Source organism: Streptomyces sp. NPDC047917, assembly GCF_043204345.1.
GTDB lineage: Bacteria > Actinomycetota > Actinomycetes > Streptomycetales > Streptomycetaceae > Streptomyces > Streptomyces sanglieri.
Map to the genome: position 1 here is coordinate 196,904 of NZ_JBIDCA010000001.1, position 16,332 is coordinate 213,235.

At 72.0% G+C, this 16,332-nt stretch carries 11 protein-coding genes, 2 tRNA genes and 2 pseudogenes; 6 read left to right on the top strand and 9 right to left on the bottom strand.

Annotated features, from left to right (window positions below; genetic code table 11):
• Positions 1-12: 12 nt before the first annotated feature.
• Together ACGF8B_RS00830 and ACGF8B_RS00835 are read right to left on the bottom strand one after the other, a co-directional pair.
• Positions 13-894 carry a DUF2797 domain-containing protein gene (locus ACGF8B_RS00830; RefSeq protein WP_392734429.1) on the bottom strand — a complete coding sequence of 294 codons (882 nt, stop codon included), beginning with the start codon at positions 892-894 and terminating at the stop codon, positions 13-15.
• Between the two features lie 36 nt (positions 895-930).
• Complete coding sequence (locus tag ACGF8B_RS00835) at positions 931-1,350, bottom strand: MarR family winged helix-turn-helix transcriptional regulator (protein WP_392733542.1); 420 nt, start codon at positions 1,348-1,350, stop codon at positions 931-933.
• Positions 1,351-1,406: 56 nt separating this feature from the next.
• Between ACGF8B_RS00835 and ACGF8B_RS00840 the strand changes: the two genes are divergently transcribed.
• Positions 1,407-1,931 carry a DUF6790 family protein gene (locus ACGF8B_RS00840; protein WP_392733544.1) on the top strand — a complete coding sequence of 175 codons (525 nt, stop codon included), beginning with the start codon at positions 1,407-1,409 and terminating at the stop codon, positions 1,929-1,931.
• Positions 1,932-2,400: 469 nt separating this feature from the next.
• On the opposite strand, the pseudogene ACGF8B_RS00845 reads toward ACGF8B_RS00840, so the two are convergent.
• Positions 2,401-3,156, bottom strand: a pseudogene (locus ACGF8B_RS00845) (transposase); the annotation flags it as partial.
• A 135-nt stretch (positions 3,157-3,291) separates the two neighbouring features.
• Here ACGF8B_RS00845 and ACGF8B_RS00850 point away from each other — a divergent pair.
• Positions 3,292-3,798 (top strand): hypothetical protein, encoded by a 507-nt coding sequence (locus ACGF8B_RS00850; protein WP_392733546.1) that lies wholly within the window; start codon positions 3,292-3,294, stop codon positions 3,796-3,798.
• Between the two features lie 65 nt (positions 3,799-3,863).
• Positions 3,864-4,736 (top strand): annotated as a pseudogene (locus tag ACGF8B_RS00855) (site-specific integrase); the annotation flags it as partial.
• Positions 4,737-4,832: 96 nt separating this feature from the next.
• Here ACGF8B_RS00855 and ACGF8B_RS00860 read toward each other — a convergent pair.
• Positions 4,833-4,905: transfer RNA gene (locus tag ACGF8B_RS00860), tRNA-Arg, on the bottom strand.
• A gap of 619 nt (positions 4,906-5,524) precedes the next feature.
• Between ACGF8B_RS00860 and ACGF8B_RS00865 the strand changes: the two genes are divergently transcribed.
• Positions 5,525-6,919, top strand: coding sequence for a hypothetical protein (locus ACGF8B_RS00865; RefSeq protein ID WP_392733548.1), 1,395 nt, complete (start codon positions 5,525-5,527; stop codon positions 6,917-6,919).
• 87 nt (positions 6,920-7,006) lie between these two features.
• On the opposite strand, the gene ACGF8B_RS00870 is transcribed toward ACGF8B_RS00865, so the two are convergent.
• Positions 7,007-7,097: transfer RNA gene (locus ACGF8B_RS00870), tRNA-Ser, on the bottom strand.
• Positions 7,098-7,326: 229 nt separating this feature from the next.
• Here ACGF8B_RS00870 and ACGF8B_RS00875 point away from each other — a divergent pair.
• Positions 7,327-7,776 carry an SSI family serine proteinase inhibitor gene (locus ACGF8B_RS00875; RefSeq protein WP_392733550.1) on the top strand — a complete coding sequence of 150 codons (450 nt, stop codon included), beginning with the start codon at positions 7,327-7,329 and terminating at the stop codon, positions 7,774-7,776.
• 288 nt (positions 7,777-8,064) lie between these two features.
• Entirely contained in the window at positions 8,065-11,988 is a 3,924-nt protein-coding gene (locus ACGF8B_RS00880) for a PAS domain-containing protein (protein WP_392733552.1), read from the top strand.
• Positions 11,989-12,058: 70 nt separating this feature from the next.
• Here ACGF8B_RS00880 and ACGF8B_RS00885 read toward each other — a convergent pair whose 3' ends face one another.
• The 4 genes from ACGF8B_RS00885 to ACGF8B_RS00900 all read right to left on the bottom strand — a co-directional run bounded on the left by ACGF8B_RS00885 (position 12,059) and on the right by ACGF8B_RS00900 (position 16,330).
• Positions 12,059-13,708, bottom strand: coding sequence for a long-chain fatty acid--CoA ligase (locus tag ACGF8B_RS00885; protein ID WP_392733554.1), 1,650 nt, complete (start codon positions 13,706-13,708; stop codon positions 12,059-12,061).
• 144 nt (positions 13,709-13,852) lie between these two features.
• Positions 13,853-14,542 (bottom strand): SigE family RNA polymerase sigma factor, encoded by a 690-nt coding sequence (locus tag ACGF8B_RS00890; RefSeq protein ID WP_392733556.1) that lies wholly within the window; start codon positions 14,540-14,542, stop codon positions 13,853-13,855.
• A gap of 229 nt (positions 14,543-14,771) precedes the next feature.
• Complete coding sequence (locus ACGF8B_RS00895; RefSeq protein ID WP_392733558.1) at positions 14,772-15,938, bottom strand: lipid-transfer protein; 1,167 nt, start codon at positions 15,936-15,938, stop codon at positions 14,772-14,774.
• Positions 15,935-16,330 (bottom strand): MaoC family dehydratase, encoded by a 396-nt coding sequence (locus tag ACGF8B_RS00900; RefSeq protein ID WP_317867550.1) that lies wholly within the window; start codon positions 16,328-16,330, stop codon positions 15,935-15,937. The genes ACGF8B_RS00895 and ACGF8B_RS00900 overlap by 4 nt, the downstream gene beginning before the upstream one ends.
• Positions 16,331-16,332: the final 2 nt, after the last annotated feature.

Below are 16,332 nucleotides of genomic sequence, written 5' to 3' on the forward strand. Positions count from 1 at the left end.
CCTCCGACGATCTCAGAACAGCCCGTCCTGCACGCCACCGCCCCCGAGGTCCGTCACCGGCACCCCCACCCCGGCCCGCGGGTCCGCCGCCACCAGCTCCCACCCGGTCATCAGCCGGGTGTCCAGCACCACGACCCCGTCCGCCGCCGTCGCCAGATGCAGATCGGGACCGGCCGCCGCCACCAGCCGCCCCGCGACCACACCCCCGGCCACCAGCCCGGTGACGGCCCGGTCCACCTCCACCGCGCCGTCGAGCCCGAACACCCCGGCGTGATCGACCGCCACGAACGGCAGCCGCTCCAGCGACCGGGGCCACCCGGCCCCCTCCAGCGCCACGGCCCGCCCGTACAGCTCCGCCACCTCGGCACGGCGCTCGGCCGCCCCCGGCAACACCCCGCGCACGGCCCGCTTCCTCGCGTACGGAATCCGGTCCGGCACCCCGAGCGCCGACCGCAACAGCTCCTCGGTCCGCCGGCACGCCATCAACGGCCCCCGCCCCAGCCAGCTGAACACCACGGCGCCCTGCTCACGCAGCCGCGCCGCTTCCCGCTGCTCGGCGGTGATCCCGACCTTCACCATCCCCGGCCCGAACCAGGCGAGATACACCCGGTACGTCCTCGGGTCGTCGGCGATCGTGTCGGCGGCCACCGAATGCGCCCGGTCCAGCCGCGCGCACTCCGGACACCGCGCCCCCGTGCTCCGCCCCGACACCACGGCCCGCACCGGACACACGTTCCCGCGCGCCCCGACGCACCCGCGCTCCCCCTCGGCCCGGAACCCGAACTCCGTCCCGTGGGCGAGCGCACTCCCCCGTACGGATCCGCCCCGCCGCCAGCCCAGCACGGGCGGGCCCTGCGCATCCGGCCACCGCAGCCCGGTGCACCGCCAGCCCATCTCCACCACCATCGCCCTCGACACGTAGAGGCACCCTCATTCGGATGCGAGGAACTCGGCCAGCCGGAGGGTGTCTTCGAGGTAGCGCTCGTAGGGGAACCCGGCCGCGACAAGCCCGGCGCGGAGCTCGTCGTAGAGCGGCTTTCCGGCGGTGTGGAAGGCGTCCCGGCCGGCCTCCGTGAGGCGGACCAGCCGCCGCCGCGCGTGTTCGGGGTCGATGGTGATCTGCACCAGGCCACCCGCTTCGAGCGGACGCAGCGACCGGCTGATCGCCGGGTCCGACACCGACAGCGCCTGTGCCAGCCGATGCTGCGTCACCGGCTCGATGTCCTCCAGCGTCCCCAGAAGCCGTATCTGGCTGTACGTCAGACCGCCGGGGTCGTCGTTGCGCTGTCGCGCCGCTTCGCCCAGCAGCATGACCACTCGGTGCAGCAGGTCTGCGAGTCCGTCGTCCACACCACCACCCTACCGCATCATTGACTTGTTAATATTAACTAGGTAAGACTGAAGTCATGGACACCTTCTCCTATCTCGCCCAGTCCGCGTTCCCCCTGGTCTGGATCCTGGTGCCGGCCGCCGGAGCCTTCGTGCGGACCCGCCACGCCCAGTCACCCCAGCAGGCGCTGGAGACCTGGCAGCGCTGGTGGGCCATCGGCGCCTTCGGCTGCGGCAGCCTGTGGATGACGGTCGCGTTCCTCGCCTTCCCGGACGTCATGGCCACCGCGATCGGCTTCGACCGGACGCCCTTCATGTTCGAGATCGCCTTCGCCAACCTCGGGCTGGCCGTCATGGGCTTCCGGGCCGCCTCGGCCTCCGCCCGCGAGCGCATCACCATCGGACTCGGCGGCGGAATGTTCCTCTGGGGAGCCCTGGCCGGCCACGTCTACCAGTGGTTCGCCAACGGAGACCACGCCCCCGGCAACACCGGCGGAGTCCTCGTCAACGACCTCCTGATCCCGGCAGTCATGATCATCCTGGCCGTACGGTCCCGCCGCCTGGCCGCCACGCCCCGGCCGACCGCCGGCATCGCCGCCTGACCGACGTGTCCGTCCGCCCCGTTCGGGACGGGGCGGCACATCGGCGGAAGCATCCGGCCCCACTCCGGCACGGCTGTTCACCCAGACCCCGAGCACAAAAGCCAGAGGCCCCCAGGATTTCTCCTGGGGGCCTCTGGTGTGCTGTGCACTCGGCAGGATTCGAACCTGCAACCTTCTGATCCGTAGCTGTAGCCGGATCGGTCAGCGGTGGTCATACCAGGTGCTGCGAGGCCCAGGAGAGGCGATGACTGGCGGGGGTGGTTGCTGGGGTTGCGGCACTTCGCTGCCGCACGGCCATCCTCGGCTGCGAACGGGCCTTGCGGGTTGACGTGCCGCTCGACATCCCTGTGCCTTGAGAAGGAGAGAGACCAAACAGCAACTGAAACCTTCCCGTCCAAGGCTTGTCCCGTAAAGGATCTTCGAGCGGGTGCGGGTGAGGCCGGCCGGTGTTCGGTCCGCTTGTCCATCTGAGGTTGTGCAGGCGAGCGATGCCGCTCATAGCGTGGTGGACACCGTCGCCCTTCAATCGGCAGTCGCGAAGGACCTTCCAGACTTTCATCCGGGCGAAGGCGTGCTCGACGCGGGCACGGACCTGGCGGTGGGAGGCGTTGTGTTCTTCCTTCCAGGCGGGCAGTTCGCTCTGCCCGCGTTCGCGACGGTGCGGGATGACCAGACCGGTGCACCGGTAGCCACCGTCGGCGACCACAATGGTGCGGCCGACGGCGGCTTTCGCGCCGGACGACTCCCATGCCTTGCAGTCATTGCGGTTGCCGGGCAGGGGCTGGCCGACCACCACGACGAGGCGGGTGTCGGCGTCGATGACGACCTGGTGATTCGTGGAGTATCGATAGTTCTTCGACTGCTCGGCCACCGTGTGGTCGCGTGTGGGGACCAGGCTTCCGTCCACGACCAACACAGTGTTCTTGCGGAACCGCTTGCGCGGCTGGAGCGCAAGCAAGGGCCCGAGGTGTCTGATGACGCGGTCGGCCGCAGACTTCGATACCCCCAACAGCGGGGCAAGCTGGCGCAGCGTCAAGTTCGTCCGCCAGTACGTCGTGACCAGCAGCACTCGGTCCTCCAGCGGCAGCCCTCACGGCCGACCCCGCCGCCGCTCATCGGCCCCTTCACTGCGCAGCGCGGTCACCAGCTTGTCGAAACAGCGCGGGCTCAGCCCAGCGAACGGGGCCGCCCAGAACGAGGCCGACGCCGTGATCGATCCAGTCACAGCAAGATCATGACGCCAAGCCAGGGTCCTGTAGCACCACTCCGTCACGGGCCGCCTGGCCAGGGCCTCACCCATGGCTGCACCATGCTCAAGGCACCGCCGGGGCCGGCACGACAATCTGATGAGGAGCAGGACGTGGGCAGTCTGTTGAGGAGCGTCTCCGGGGTCCGCTGGGGAGAACTGCGCGACGCGACAGGCGCCGCGGCCGGCAGTATCCCCCCTCTGCTGTCCCGGATCGCATATGGGGATGAGGACACGGCCCGCACCGCCATCGATGACCTGGGCGACGCCATCTGTGCGCTGGGATTCGTCGTTGGCGAGGCGACAGCTCCCACGGTGCCGTTCCTTCTTGAACTGGTCGGGTCCGCGCACGTGGCTCGCAAGGCCGAGTTGTTGGATCTGTTGGGAAGCATCTGCCGGACCGACCAGTGGCACTCCGCCGCTGCGGCGGCGGCGCAGGACCGCGAGCACGACGCGAGCTACCAGCAGCAACCCGGCTGGGAGGCAGCCTCAAGGGCAGCCGTGTACGCAGGCCGGTCAGTCATCAAGGGTGTCGCCTCCTCCGTACGGCCGGAGGAGGCGACACCTGCTCGGAAGCTGTTGCAGGTGATGGACGAAACCCCGCCGTTCCCGGAGCTATGAGCGGTCATTGCGGGACAGCCCTAGTGAAGGCAATGGGAAGCCCTCTCGCGGAGTACTCCTGCCTCATCGCCCCTCACCTCGGCTCCAAGCGGCTCGACAGACTCCCCGTCCGGGATGTACGCGAGTGGCTGACAAAGCTGGGCACCGTCTGCCAGTGCTGCGCGGTCGGCGACTGCTGCAAGTCGTACTCGTCCCGCCGGGTGATCCAGGCATCCCGGGATGCTCTGCGCGCTGCCCTGACGCATGCGGTCGCAGAAGAACGTCGCCTCGCTCGTGAAGGTGCCGAGAACCCCGTCGCCGCCGGATCAAGCCGTGGTCTGTTGCTGAGGCCGGCCAGTTCCTCGCGGACGCTGCTGCTCGCGATGACCACCTCTTTGCAGCCTGGGTTCTCGTGCTGGACGCTCGGCCTGTGGCGCGGGGAGGTGCTGGGCCTGACGTGGAAGTCCGTCGACTTCGAGACCGGCGAGCTGTACGTGGACCACCAGATCCAGCGGGCAGGGCGGCAGATCCTGCACCGGGAGACCAAGACCGAGGAGTCGGACGGCTTCCTTCCCCTCCCCGCCGTCTGCCTCAAGGCGCCCCGGATGCGGCGAGCTCAACAGACCGGGGACCGGAAGGCGGCCGGAGAGCTGTGGCAGGACAGCCGCGGGCTCGTCTTCACCACGAAGTACGGCACGCCCATCGAGCCGGGGAACCTGACCCAGATGTTCGCGCTGCAGGCCCGTCGAGCCGGCGTCCGTGCGATCCCGCTCCGGAACACCCGGCACACGCGCAGCTCGCTCCTGGTCGCTCTCAAAGTCCACCCGAAGGTGGTGCAGCGGATCCTTCGCCACTCGCAGATCGCCATGACGATGGAGGCCCACGCCGAGGCGAGCGAGGAGGAGGTGCGTACCGCGATCGGCAAGCTGTCCGACGCCATGGGCGGCGCCACCGGCTGACGCGACTACTGGCAGTCGGGGCGGTTGCTGTACTTCGCTGCTGTACGCCCCGACAACGCAAGAGGCCCGGACTTTCGTCCGGGCCTCTCACCTGTGTGCACTCGGCAGGATTCGAACCTGCAACCTTCTGATCCGTAGTCAGATGCTCTATCCGTTAAGCTACGAGTGCTTGTGCTTCCCGGTTTTTTTCTCCCCGGTCGGCGTTGCGAGAACAACATTACATGACCTGCGCCGTAGCGCGAAATCCATTAGCCCCACCTGCCCCGGCCTGCGGAAACACCGTGTTCGGCGGTTGTGTGAGCGGGTCGCCGCACCCCCGTGCGGCGGGCGGCGGACGAGGTGGGTCCGCATGTGGCCGGTGGTCGCGCGCCGGCGGACCGGGCGCCGGGGCGCGTGTCAGCGGCGCCCCTCTCCACGGACGTTCACGCGGTCGCCGCCGCGGCGCCGGAAGCGTCAACTCCGTCGGTGCCCGATTCACCCCGAACAGGGGTCGGCGCACCGGGCTCAGCGCGGGCTTCCGGTCATGACGGGGGTGGGCGGCAGGGGATCACGTGGCGGGTGCGACGGACGTGGCGCGGTGACGGCGGCGCGGGGAACGGAGCGGCGGGAGCCGGCCGCGAGCGAGGCGCGCAAACCCGCCGCGCCGGGTTGGCCGAACCGCCCCGCCCGTCGCTTTACGCGATCACCCGGATGCGCTGCGCTACTGGCTGCACCGGCTCCGCCACGGCGCGCAGTTGTGCGGCCGGAGGGCGGTGCGTTCCAGCAGCGACGACTTGAGGGGAAGAACCGTGTCCACACCTCCTGCTCCGCTCCGGGTCACCCTGGCCAACGGCAGTTTCGAACAACCCGTCGTCTCCGGTGTGGAGATCCTGCCGGACTCCTCGCAGACGCAGGCGCCCAAGCGGGTCCCGGGCTGGCTCACCACCGCCACCGACCACCGGATCGAACTGTGGCGCACGGGCTTCAACGGAGTACCGGCGGCCGACGGCAGCCAGTTCGCCGAGCTCAACGCCAATCAGGTCTCCACGCTCTACCAGGACCTGCCCACCACGCCCGGCACGAAGCTGTACTGGCGGCTGTACCACCGCGGCCGCCAGGGGGACGACACCATGGCCCTGGACATCGGCGCGCCGGGCGCAACGGTCCAGCAGAGACGCTTCACCGACGGCACCACCGCCTGGGGCCACTACACCGGCACCTACATCGTCCCGGACGGGCAGACACGGACGCGGTTCGCCTTCCGGTCGGTCTCCGCCGCCGGCGGCAACCAGAGCATCGGCAACTTCCTGGACGGCATCTTCTTCGGCACCGCCCCCTACGTGGTGCTCACCAAGACCGCCGCTCCCACGGGGCCGCTGGAGGTGGGCGACGTCATCACCTACCGCGTCAACGCCAGGAACGAGGGCGGCGGCGCGGCCGAGAACCTCGTTCTGACCGACGTCGTCCCGCCGGGCACGACGTATCTGCCCGGTTCCCTGCGCATCGTCGACGGTCCGAACGCCGGGCCGAAGACCGATGCGCGGGACGACGACCAGGCGTACTACGACGCCGAGGGCGACAAGGTCGTCTTCGCCCTCGGCAACACCGCCACCGCGGCAGGCGGGAGCCTGCCCAATACCGAGACCCTGCCCGGGGGAACCACCGCCGAGTACCGGGTCACCATCGACCGGGCCGCCGGCGGCCGGCAGCTCAGGAACACCGCCACCGCCTCCTACGAGAACCGCCTCGGCGATACCCCGGAGCCGCTGACGGCCACCTCCAACGAGCAGGTCACACAGGTCGATCCGGCCGCCGACCTGGCCGTGGTCAAGGCAGCCGACGCGACCACCGTCACCGTCGGCCAGACCGTGACCTACCGCGTCACCGTCCACAACGCCGGCCCGAACCGGGCCACCGGCGTCACCGTCACCGACCGGCTCCCGGACGGTCTCGTCCTCCTGTCCGCCGACGGCCCCGGGAGCTACGACCCGGCCACCGGGCGGTGGGCCGTGGGCACCCTGGCCGTCGGCTCCGGGGCCACCCTCGTACTGCGGGCCAAGGCCACCCGGACCGGCTCCGTCGTGAACACCGCCACCGCCACCGCCGAGGAAAAGGATCCCGACACCGGGAACAACACCGACGCCGTCACCATCTGCGTCGGGCCGGCCCCCTCCTGCTGCGACCCCTGCGCCACCCGGAAGTAGCCGGGGGGCTGCCGCCGGTCGCCGCGGCGGCTCCGGAAACGACTCAGGGAGTTCAGCCGAAACGGGCTGAACTCCCTGGTCAGAGAGCGGAGGCGGAGGGATTTGAACCCTCGATGGGCTTTAAGACCCAAACCGCATTAGCAGTGCGGCGCCATAGACCGGACTAGGCGACGCCTCCATGCACACCCCGCGCAAGCGCGAGTGGTGCGTGCAGATGATGACACAACTGAGCGGTGCGTCACCAATCGCTGCCTACGGTACTAGGCAGTCGGGCACGAGGGCAAAGCGCCTGGGGTTGCGCAACGCCGTGGCGTGCGGAGCGTTAGTGATGTCGGAGGCGCCGCCTTCTGTCCTTCCGTCCGTCCCACCGGCACTTCCGCCGCAGTGCACGAGCACAGGAGCCCGCAATGTTGCGCCGCCTCGCCCTCACCGCCGTCGCCTCCCTCGCCGCGCTGTCCGCCGTCGCCCCGGCCGCGGGCGCGGCCACCGGCCCCCTCCCGCTGCCGCTGCCCGTGCTCCAGGACGACGCCGGCACCCGGCTGACGATCACCGTCTCGGGTACGGAGGACTCCGTGGCCGAGGGGAGCTTCGAGCTGCGGTGCGCGCCGGCGGGCGGCAGTCACCCGGTGGCGGAGCAGGCCTGCGGCCGACTGGACGAGTCGGCGGACGGGGGCAAGGACCCGTTCGCCCCGGTGCCCGCGGACGCGCTGTGCACCCAGCAGTCCGGGGGGCCGGCCACCGCCCGGGTCACCGGGACCTGGCGGGGGCGGCACATCGACTCGTCCTTCAGCCGGACCAACGGCTGCGAGATCTCCCGCTGGAACAATCTGATCCCGGTGCTCCCCAACGTCCGATGACCGGGCGGGGCCGGGCCGGCCCGGTGGCCGGGGCGCGTCCCGGCGGACCGGGCGTACCCCGTGAGCAGGGGATCGTGCCCCGGCCGGGGCGCGTCGACGACACATGACGAGGCGGAGACGGGGCGGAGTCGTACACCGTATGCACAGAACCTTGGTGAGAGCTCCCCCTCATCCGCAGCCCCTCGCCCCTTCGCTGCCTTTAGACTCCTCCAGTGACAGCCCGCGGCCCGAGGGGCAAGATGGGGCCCGCTGTCGGCAAGGTGCGGTAACCAGGGAGGAAGCGTCGTCGTGAGCAGCAGGCCATCCCGAGGCGCTGCTCGCCTCGCAGCCATACTCGATGCACTCCCCGACGGGCTGCTGCTCGTCAACTGCAACGGCACGGTCGTCAACGCCAACACCATCGCGCTGGAAATGTTCGAGACGCCGGGCACCGCGCTCGTCGGGCGCGGGCTGCTGGACCTGCTGCCGGAGTTCGACTCCAAGCTGATCCCGGGCTCGATGCGCCGGGCCGACGCCTCCGTCGACCGCAGCCGTACGAAGCCGACCCGGATGACCGCCCGGCGCACCGACGGCACCGAGTACCCGGTCGAGGTCACCAGTGCCAGCCTGGAGGACGGGCAGGCCGCGTACAACGACTTCCAGAGCACCTACAGCGGCGGCTACACGGGCGACGAGCTGCTGATGCTCGTCGTGCGGGACCTGTCGGGCACCGTGGACACCGAGGCCGAACTGGCCCGTTCGCAGCGGCAGACCGAGATGATCCTGCGGGCCGCGGCCGAGGGTGTCGTCGGCACGGACACCGACGGCCGGGTCGTCCTGGTCAACCCCGCCGCCGCGCAGATCCTCGGCTTCCGCGCCAGCGACCTGGGCGGCCAGGAGCTGCATCCGCTGATCCTGCACTCCCGGGCGGAGGGCGAGCCGTTCCCGTACGAGGAGTCGCCGCTCGCCGACACCCTCAGGTCCGGGCGCAAGCACCGGGTGCGCGGCCAGGTCCTGTGGTCCAAGAGCGGCGCACAGGTGCCGGTCGACCTGACCACCGCGCCGGTCCGGGACGGCGACCAGCTGGTCGGCGCCGTCATGACGTTCACCGACCGCAGGCCGTACGAGGAGCTCGGCGCGCAGCACCGGGCCGAGCTCGCCGAACTGACCGACAGCCACACCGCCGAGGTCGCCGAGCTGACGGAGCGGCACAGCTCGGAGCTGGCCGACCGGACCGAGCGGTACGCGGCCGAGCTGGAGGCGCAGGCCGACCGGCTGGCGGCGCTGACCGACCGGCACACCCAGCTCACCGCCGTGCTCGGCGAATCGCTGCGCGGCCCGCTGGAGGAGCTGCGCGGCGAACTCTCGACGCTCGCCGCCGACCCGGCGGGGCAGTTGTGGCCCGAGGCCAACCAGATCCTGCACCATCTGGCCGCGGGCTACGCCCGGATGACCACCCTCGTCGACAACGTCCTCGGCTACCAGCGCCTGGACGCCGGCTCCGAGAAGCTGGTCAAGACGAACGTGCTGCTCGACTCGGTCGTGACGGCCGGTATCGACGCCTCCGTCGAGCTGATCGGTCCCGGGCGCGCCCAGTTCGCCGTGCACGCCCCGCCGATCGAGGCCGAGGTGGACGCGGCCCGGCTGGTGACCGCGCTCGCCCACCTGGTCGCGGATGTGGCCGGGGTCGACTCCACCGGCAAGGCCCGGGTGGTGCCCGGCGGCGGGTACGTCGACTCCACGGTCGTCGTCGCGGCGGCGCAGCGCGGTGAGGTCGTACGGATCGAGGTGCGCGGACCGTTCGCCGGGGGAGACCCGGTGCACGAGCCGATCGTGCGCGGGATCGTGCGGGCGCACGGCGGTGTGCTCCAGACGCACGAGGTGCCGGGGATGAGCGGCAGCGCGTATGTGCTCGAAGTGCCGTTGGGAGCCGGCTCGGGGACGATGACGGCGCCCGCGCCGGAGCCGGAGACCGAACCGGTGGCCGAACCGGGCGGGCCGGAGACCGGGCAGCAGCCGGGCGGCGGGCGGCGACGCGCGCGGCGGGCGTCCACGGACGCGTTCCTGGAGAGCCCGGTGGGCGGTTCCGGGGCGGGTGCCGGGGCCGACGGCGACACGGCGGCGGCCGAGCCGACCGGGCGGCGGCGGGCGCGCCGTGAGCCCGTGGTGCCGGACGCGGCCCAGATCGCGGAGAGCGCGCGCAGTGAGGGTTCGGGGCGCAGGCGGGGCCGGCCGAGCCCGGCCGAGACCGGTGCGCGGCAGCCGGAACCCGGGCGGGCTCCGGCTGCCGGATCTCCCGAGTCTCCCGGGCCTTTCGGGCAGGCGTTGGCGCTTCCTGCGGCCTCGGCACCGGCCGAACCGTCCGCGCCGTCCGAAGGTTCCGTGGTGACGGCGGCGGAAGGCGCGCAGGGCGGCGGCCGGCCTCGGCTCGGCCCGACCGTGCCTCCGCAGGGCGTGCCGGTACCTGCGGGCGGACACCGCGCGCGTCAGGGTGCCGAGAGCCAGAACCAGGGGCAGAGCCAGCTGGCGCTGCCCGCCTCCGCTTCGGATCCGGACGCGGCTCAGGTTCCTGCACCGGCCCAGGGTCCGGATTCCGGCTCGGCCGGCGCTTCACCGGTACCGGCGCAGGCGTCCCAGCCGTCCGGGCGGCGGGCCCGGCGGGCGCTGGCGGCCACCCAGGAACGGGCCGCCCAGGCCGAGCCCGCAGGGCCCCGTACCGCGTTCGCCCTGCCGCCCGCTGAAGCCGACCGTTCCCCGGCGGCCCCGGCGGCCCCGGACGTGGACGCCGACGCCTCGCTGCCGGGTCGCCACGACTCCGCGCGCGTCGCGCCGGGCGACGACCACACCCCGCCCCAGCCGCATCCCGTCCCGACCGGCCGTCGCCGGGCCCGCCACCCCGAGGTCCCGCAGCGGGCCGAGCGGCCCGAGCAGACCGAAGACCTGCCCGCCGAGGGCGCGGAGCCGCTCACGGCCGGGCGGACCACGCACGCCACGGGCACCGCGGCGGTCGCGGCGGACCCGGCGGAGAGCGCGGAGGGCCCGGAGGGCGCGGAAGGCGCGGAAGGCGCGGAAGGCGCGGAAGGACATGCGCGGAGCATCGCGCCCCTGGCGGACGCGCGTAGTCAGCCGCTGCCCGCGGAGGCTCCGATGCCCGGCGGGTCGTCGGACTCGACGCAGGGGCGCGCGTTCAGCGTGCGGACGCTCGGGCAGGGCGTGCCGTTCGCCCAGCACATCGCGCACCAGCAGAACCAGACGCTCGGCGGTGCCGGGCGGCGCCGCAAGCTCGCCGCGCCGCCCGAGGGCGAGCGCACCCCGCAGGCCGCCGCGTCGGCGTCGGCCCCGTCCGTCCCCGCGCAGGGCCCGCTGCGTTCCGCGCCGGAGGCCGAGGGGCGTTCGTACGCGATAGGGGCGCCCGACGAGGGCGCCGAGGGGCCGGAGCCGCTGGACGGTCCCGGCGGCGCGGTTGAGGTCGCCAACCGCCCCTTGCCGCAGCCCGTCGACGACGAGCTGCCCCCGGAGCCGCTGGACAACCCGCGCCGGCTGCTCGTCTGGCCCGCGCCCGATGTCTCCACCCAGCAGGCGCTGAGCGACCGCGGCTACCGGCCGGTGATCGTGCACTCGCGCGAGGAGGTCGACGCCCAGATCGCGGCGTTCCCCGCCGCGCTGTTCGTCGATCCGCTGACCGGTCCGATCACCCGCAAGGCCCTCCAGTCGCTGCGTCAGGCGGCGGTGGCGGCCGAGGTCCCGGTGCTGGTGACCGCGGGCCTGGGGCAGGCCTCGCGGGAGGCGGCGTACGGCGCCGACCCCGCCGTGCTCCTCAAGGCGCTCGCCCCGCGCGACAGCGAACAGCATCCGCCCCGGGTGATGCTGATCGAGGAGCACGAGGAGATCGCGCTGGCGCTGACGGAGACCCTGGAGCGCCGGGGCATGCAGGTGGCGCGGGCCTCCACGGACAGCGAGGCGGTGACGCTCGCCACCCGGATGCGGCCCAACCTCGTGGTGATGGACCTGATGCAGGTGCGCCGCCGCCGGGCCGGCATCGTCGACTGGCTGCGCGCCAACGGCCAGTTGAACCGGACCCCGCTGGTCGTCTACACCTCCGCCGGCATGCACGGGCCGGAGCTGCCGAAGCTCAGCTCGGGCGAGACCGTGCTCTTCCTCGCCGAGCGGTCCACGAGCGAAGAGGTCCAGGCCCGCATCGTCGACCTGCTGGCGAAGATCGGTACGAACTGAGAAACCGGTACACGGCGAGGGCGGCACGGGAGTCTCCCGTACCGCCCTCGCCGTGTCCGCGGCCCTCGGCTCAGAGTTGGGTGATGTCCAGCTCGCCCTCCGCGTACTGCCTGCGGATCACCTTCTTGTCGAACTTGCCGACGCTGGTCTTCGGCACGGCCGCGATGACCGTCCAGCGCTCCGGCAGCTGCCACTTGGCGATGCCGGACGTGGCGAGGAAGTCCTTCAGCGACTCGTAGTCGGCGCTCGCGCCGTCCTTGAGGACCACGGTCGCCAGCGGGCGCTCGCCCCACTTCTCGTCCGGGACGGCGACGACCGCCGCCTCGGCCACGTCCGGGTGCGCCATGAGGGCGTTCTCCAGTGAAACGCTGGAGATCCATTCTCCACCGGACTTGATGACGTCCTTGGCCCGGTCGGTGAGCGTGAGGAAGCCGTCCTCGCTGATCACACCGACGTCACCGGTCTTCAGCCAGCCGTCCTCGCTGAACTTGTCCTCGGGGCGCAGCGTCTCGCCCTCCCTGCCTCCGTAGTAGGACCCGGCGATCCAGGGGCCGCGCACCTCCAGCTCACCGGCCGACTCGTTGTCCCACGGCAGGTGCTCGCCGCCGGGGCCGACCAGCCGTGCCTCCACTCCGGCCGAGAAGCGGCCCTGGGTGGTGCGGTAGGGCCAGCTCTCCTCCTCGGTCAGTCCGGCGGGCGGCTGGGCGATGGTGCCGAGCGGCGAGGTCTCCGTCATCCCCCAGGCATGGCAGAGGCGGACGCCGAGCTTGTCGTAGGCCGCCATGAGGGAGGGCGGACAGGCGGCGCCGCCGATGATGACGCGGGCCATGGAGCTGAGGTCGCGCGGATTGGCGGTGACCTCGGCGAGCAGTGCCTGCCAGATGGTGGGGACGGCGGCGGCGTGCGTCGGCCGCACGCGCTCGATCATCTCGGCGAGCGGGGCGGGCTGCAGGAACCGGTCCGGCATGAGCATGCTGACGCCGGACATGAACGCCGCGTGTGGCAGCCCCCAGGCGTTCACATGGAATTGGGGGACGACCACCAGCGTGGTGTCGTGGTCGGTCAGGGACATCGATTCGGCCATGTTGACCTGCATGGAGTGCAGGTAGATGGAGCGGTGGGAGTAGACGACGCCCTTGGGTTCGCCGGTGGTGCCGGAGGTGTAGCACATGACGGCGGCCTGGCGTTCGTCCAGCTCGGGCCAGTCGTAGCGGGTGGGGCGGCCGGCGATCAGCTCCTCGTAGTCGTGCACCCGGGGCGCCGCCCCGGCCAGGAGCGAGCGGTCGCCGGGGCCCGCGACGACCACGTGCTCGATCGAGGGCAGCCGGGGGAGGAGCGGCGCGAGCATCGGCAGCAGGGAGCCGTTGACGATGACGACCTTGTCGTCGGCGTGAGCGACGATCCAGACCAGTTGCTCGGCCGGAAGCCGGAGGTTGAGCGTGTGGAGCACCGCGCCCATCGAGGGGACCGCGAGATACGCCTCGACATGCTCGGCGTTGTTCCACATGAGGGTGCTCACCCGCTGGTCCGCGACCACACCGAGCTCGTCGCGCAGCGCGTTCGCGAGCCGCGTCGCGCGCCGGCCTATCTCGGCGAAGCTGCGCCGCTGCGGCTCGGGTTCGCCGGTCCAGGTCGTGACCTGTGCCTTCCCGTGGATGGTCATCCCATGGTTCAGGATGCGGGTGACAGTCAGCGGTACGTCCTGCATGGTGCTCAGCACGGCGTCCTCCCGGTGGGCGCTACGCGGCAGTAGATTGGCTTGATTCTGCCCACATACCGCTTGGTATGTCACTAGCTCCGAGAGTACGAATCGGTGTCGTTCGGCAAAATCAGGCGCGGTCGCCGGTGTGCCGCCGTCCCCGGGTCAGCGCACCGGAGCCAGCTCCGGGTCTTCCCTGAGTTTGCCGAGCGCCCGCGAGACCGCGCTCTTCACGGTGCCGACGGAGACCCCGAGCACCTCGGCCGTCTGGGCTTCGCTCAGGTCCTCGTAGTAGCGCAGCACCACCATCGCCCGCTGCCGGTCCGGCAGCTTCAGCACGGCCCGCCACATCGCGTCGTGCAGCGACTGCTGTTCGGCCGGGTCGGGGGCCGGGGCGGCCTCCTGCTCGGGCAGCTCGTCGCAGGCGAACTCGTCGACCTTGCGCTTGCGCCACTGCGAGGTCCGGGTGTTCAGCAGGGCCCGGCGGACATAGCCGTCGAGCGCCCGGTGGTCCTCGATCCGCTCCCAGGCGACGTACGTCTTGGTGAGCGCGGTCTGCAGCAGGTCCTCGGCATCGCTCGGATTGGCGGTGAGCGAGCGCGCGGCCCGCAGCAGCACGGGGCCTCTCGCGCGGACGAACGAGGAGAACGATGGGTACGGGGCGTACGGGGCGTACGGCGTCCGCGCGGTGTACGCGGCGCGTGCGGCCCGCGGGGCGTGCGGTGCCTGCAGGCCGTGTGAGCCGTGCCCGGTGGTGTGCGAGGTGTGCGACGTGTGTACCGGGTACGGCGTGTGCGGCGCGTGTCCGGTGCCGGCGGCTCCCCCGGAGCTGCCCGTGCAGACTGGCGTGGTCATGTCTCCACGCTAGAAGCGGGCACTGCTCCGGGGGATCGGCCCCAGGTCCCGAAAGCGCGTCCGCCTCAGGGTGTAGGGGTAGGGCCTGCTCCACCTCCTGTAGGTGGAGTCGTGGTCTCCGGGGCTCAGGGGCGTCCCCTGATGCCGCGCCCGCCGCGGACGCCGCGCAGGAGCGGGGCTCAGGGGCCTCACCTGATGTCGCGGACGCCGCGCCGGGGCCGGGGCGCGCTCAGTCGTCCGTGCCGAGGATCAGCCCGGAGGTGGGCACGCCGGTGCCCGCCGTGACCAGGGTCCGGGCCGTCCCGGGCACCTGGTTCACCGACGAGCCGCGGATCTGCCGGACCGCCTCCGCGATGCCGTTCATGCCGTGCAGATACGCCTCCCCCAGCTGGCCCCCGTGCGTGTTCAGCGGCAGCGCGTCCGCCGCGACGAAGCCGGCCGCCTCGCCCGGCGCGCAGAAGCCGAACTCCTCCAGCTGCATCAGGACGAAGGGGGTGAAGTGGTCGTAGAGGATCCCCACGTCGATGTCGGAGGCTCTCAGTCCCGAGCTGCGCCAGAGCTGCCGGGCGACCACTCCCATCTCCGGCAGGCCGGTCAGGTCGTCGCGGTAGAAGCTCGTCATCTGCTCCTGCGCCCGGCCGGCCCCCTGCGCGGCCGCCACGATCACGGCGGGCGGCCGCCGCAGGTCCCGGGCCCGTTCGGCGCTGGTGACGACGATCGCCTGCCCGCCGTCGGTCTCCTGGCAGCAGTCGAGCAGCCGCAGCGGTTCGACGATCCACCGCGACGCGGCGTGGTCGGCCAGGGTGATCGGCTTCCCGTAGAAGTACGCCGCCGGGTTCCGGGCGGCATGGCGGCGGTCGGTCACCGCGACATGGCCGAAGACGTCCGGCGTCAGCCCGTGGGCGTGCAGATAGCGCTGGGCGGCCATGGCGACCCAGGAGGCCGGGGTGAGCAGCCCGAAGGGCAGGTTCCAGCCGAGCGCCGTGCCTTCCGCGGTGGGCTCACGCTGCTGCACGCCGGAGCCGAATCTGCGCCCCGAGCGCTCGTTGAACGCGCGGTAGCAGACCACTACGTCGGCCACCCCGCTCGCCACGGCCATCGCCGCCTGCTGGACGGTGGCGCAGGCCGCCCCGCCTCCGTAATGGATGCGGGAGAAGAACGACAGCTCACCGATCCCGGCCGCCTGGGCGACGGTGATCTCCGGGCTGGTGTCCATGGTGAAGGTGACGAGCCCGTCCACGTCGGCGGGGGTCAGCCCGGCGTCGTCGAGGGCGGCCCGCACCGCCTCGACGGCCAGCTTCAGCTCGCTGCGCCCGGAGTCCTTGGAGAACTCGGTCGCGCCGATCCCCACGACCGCCGCCCTGCCGCCGAGCGAATCGGCCCTGCGCACACTCATGCCGCCCCCTGCGGTACGCCGACGGTCACCGTGCCGGTGACATGCCTGCCGAGGCCGTTGGAGCCGACGACGGCCACCTCGGCGGTCCCGTCGTCCGCGACGGCGGTGACCGTGCCGCTCAGCACCATGGTGTCCCCGGGGTAGTTGGGCGCGCCCAGCCTGATGGCGACCCGGCGGAGCACGGCCGAGGGGCCCAGCCGGTCGGTGACGTACCTGCCGACCAGGCCGTTGGTCGTCAGGATGTTCATGAAGATGTCCGGGGATCCCTTCTCCCGGGCCAGCTCCGCGTCGTGGTGCACGTCCTGGTAGTCGCGGGAGGCGATCGCGCCCGCCACGATCAGGGTGCGGGTCACCGCGATCTCCAGCGGCGCGAGTTCGTCACCGGCCTTCACCT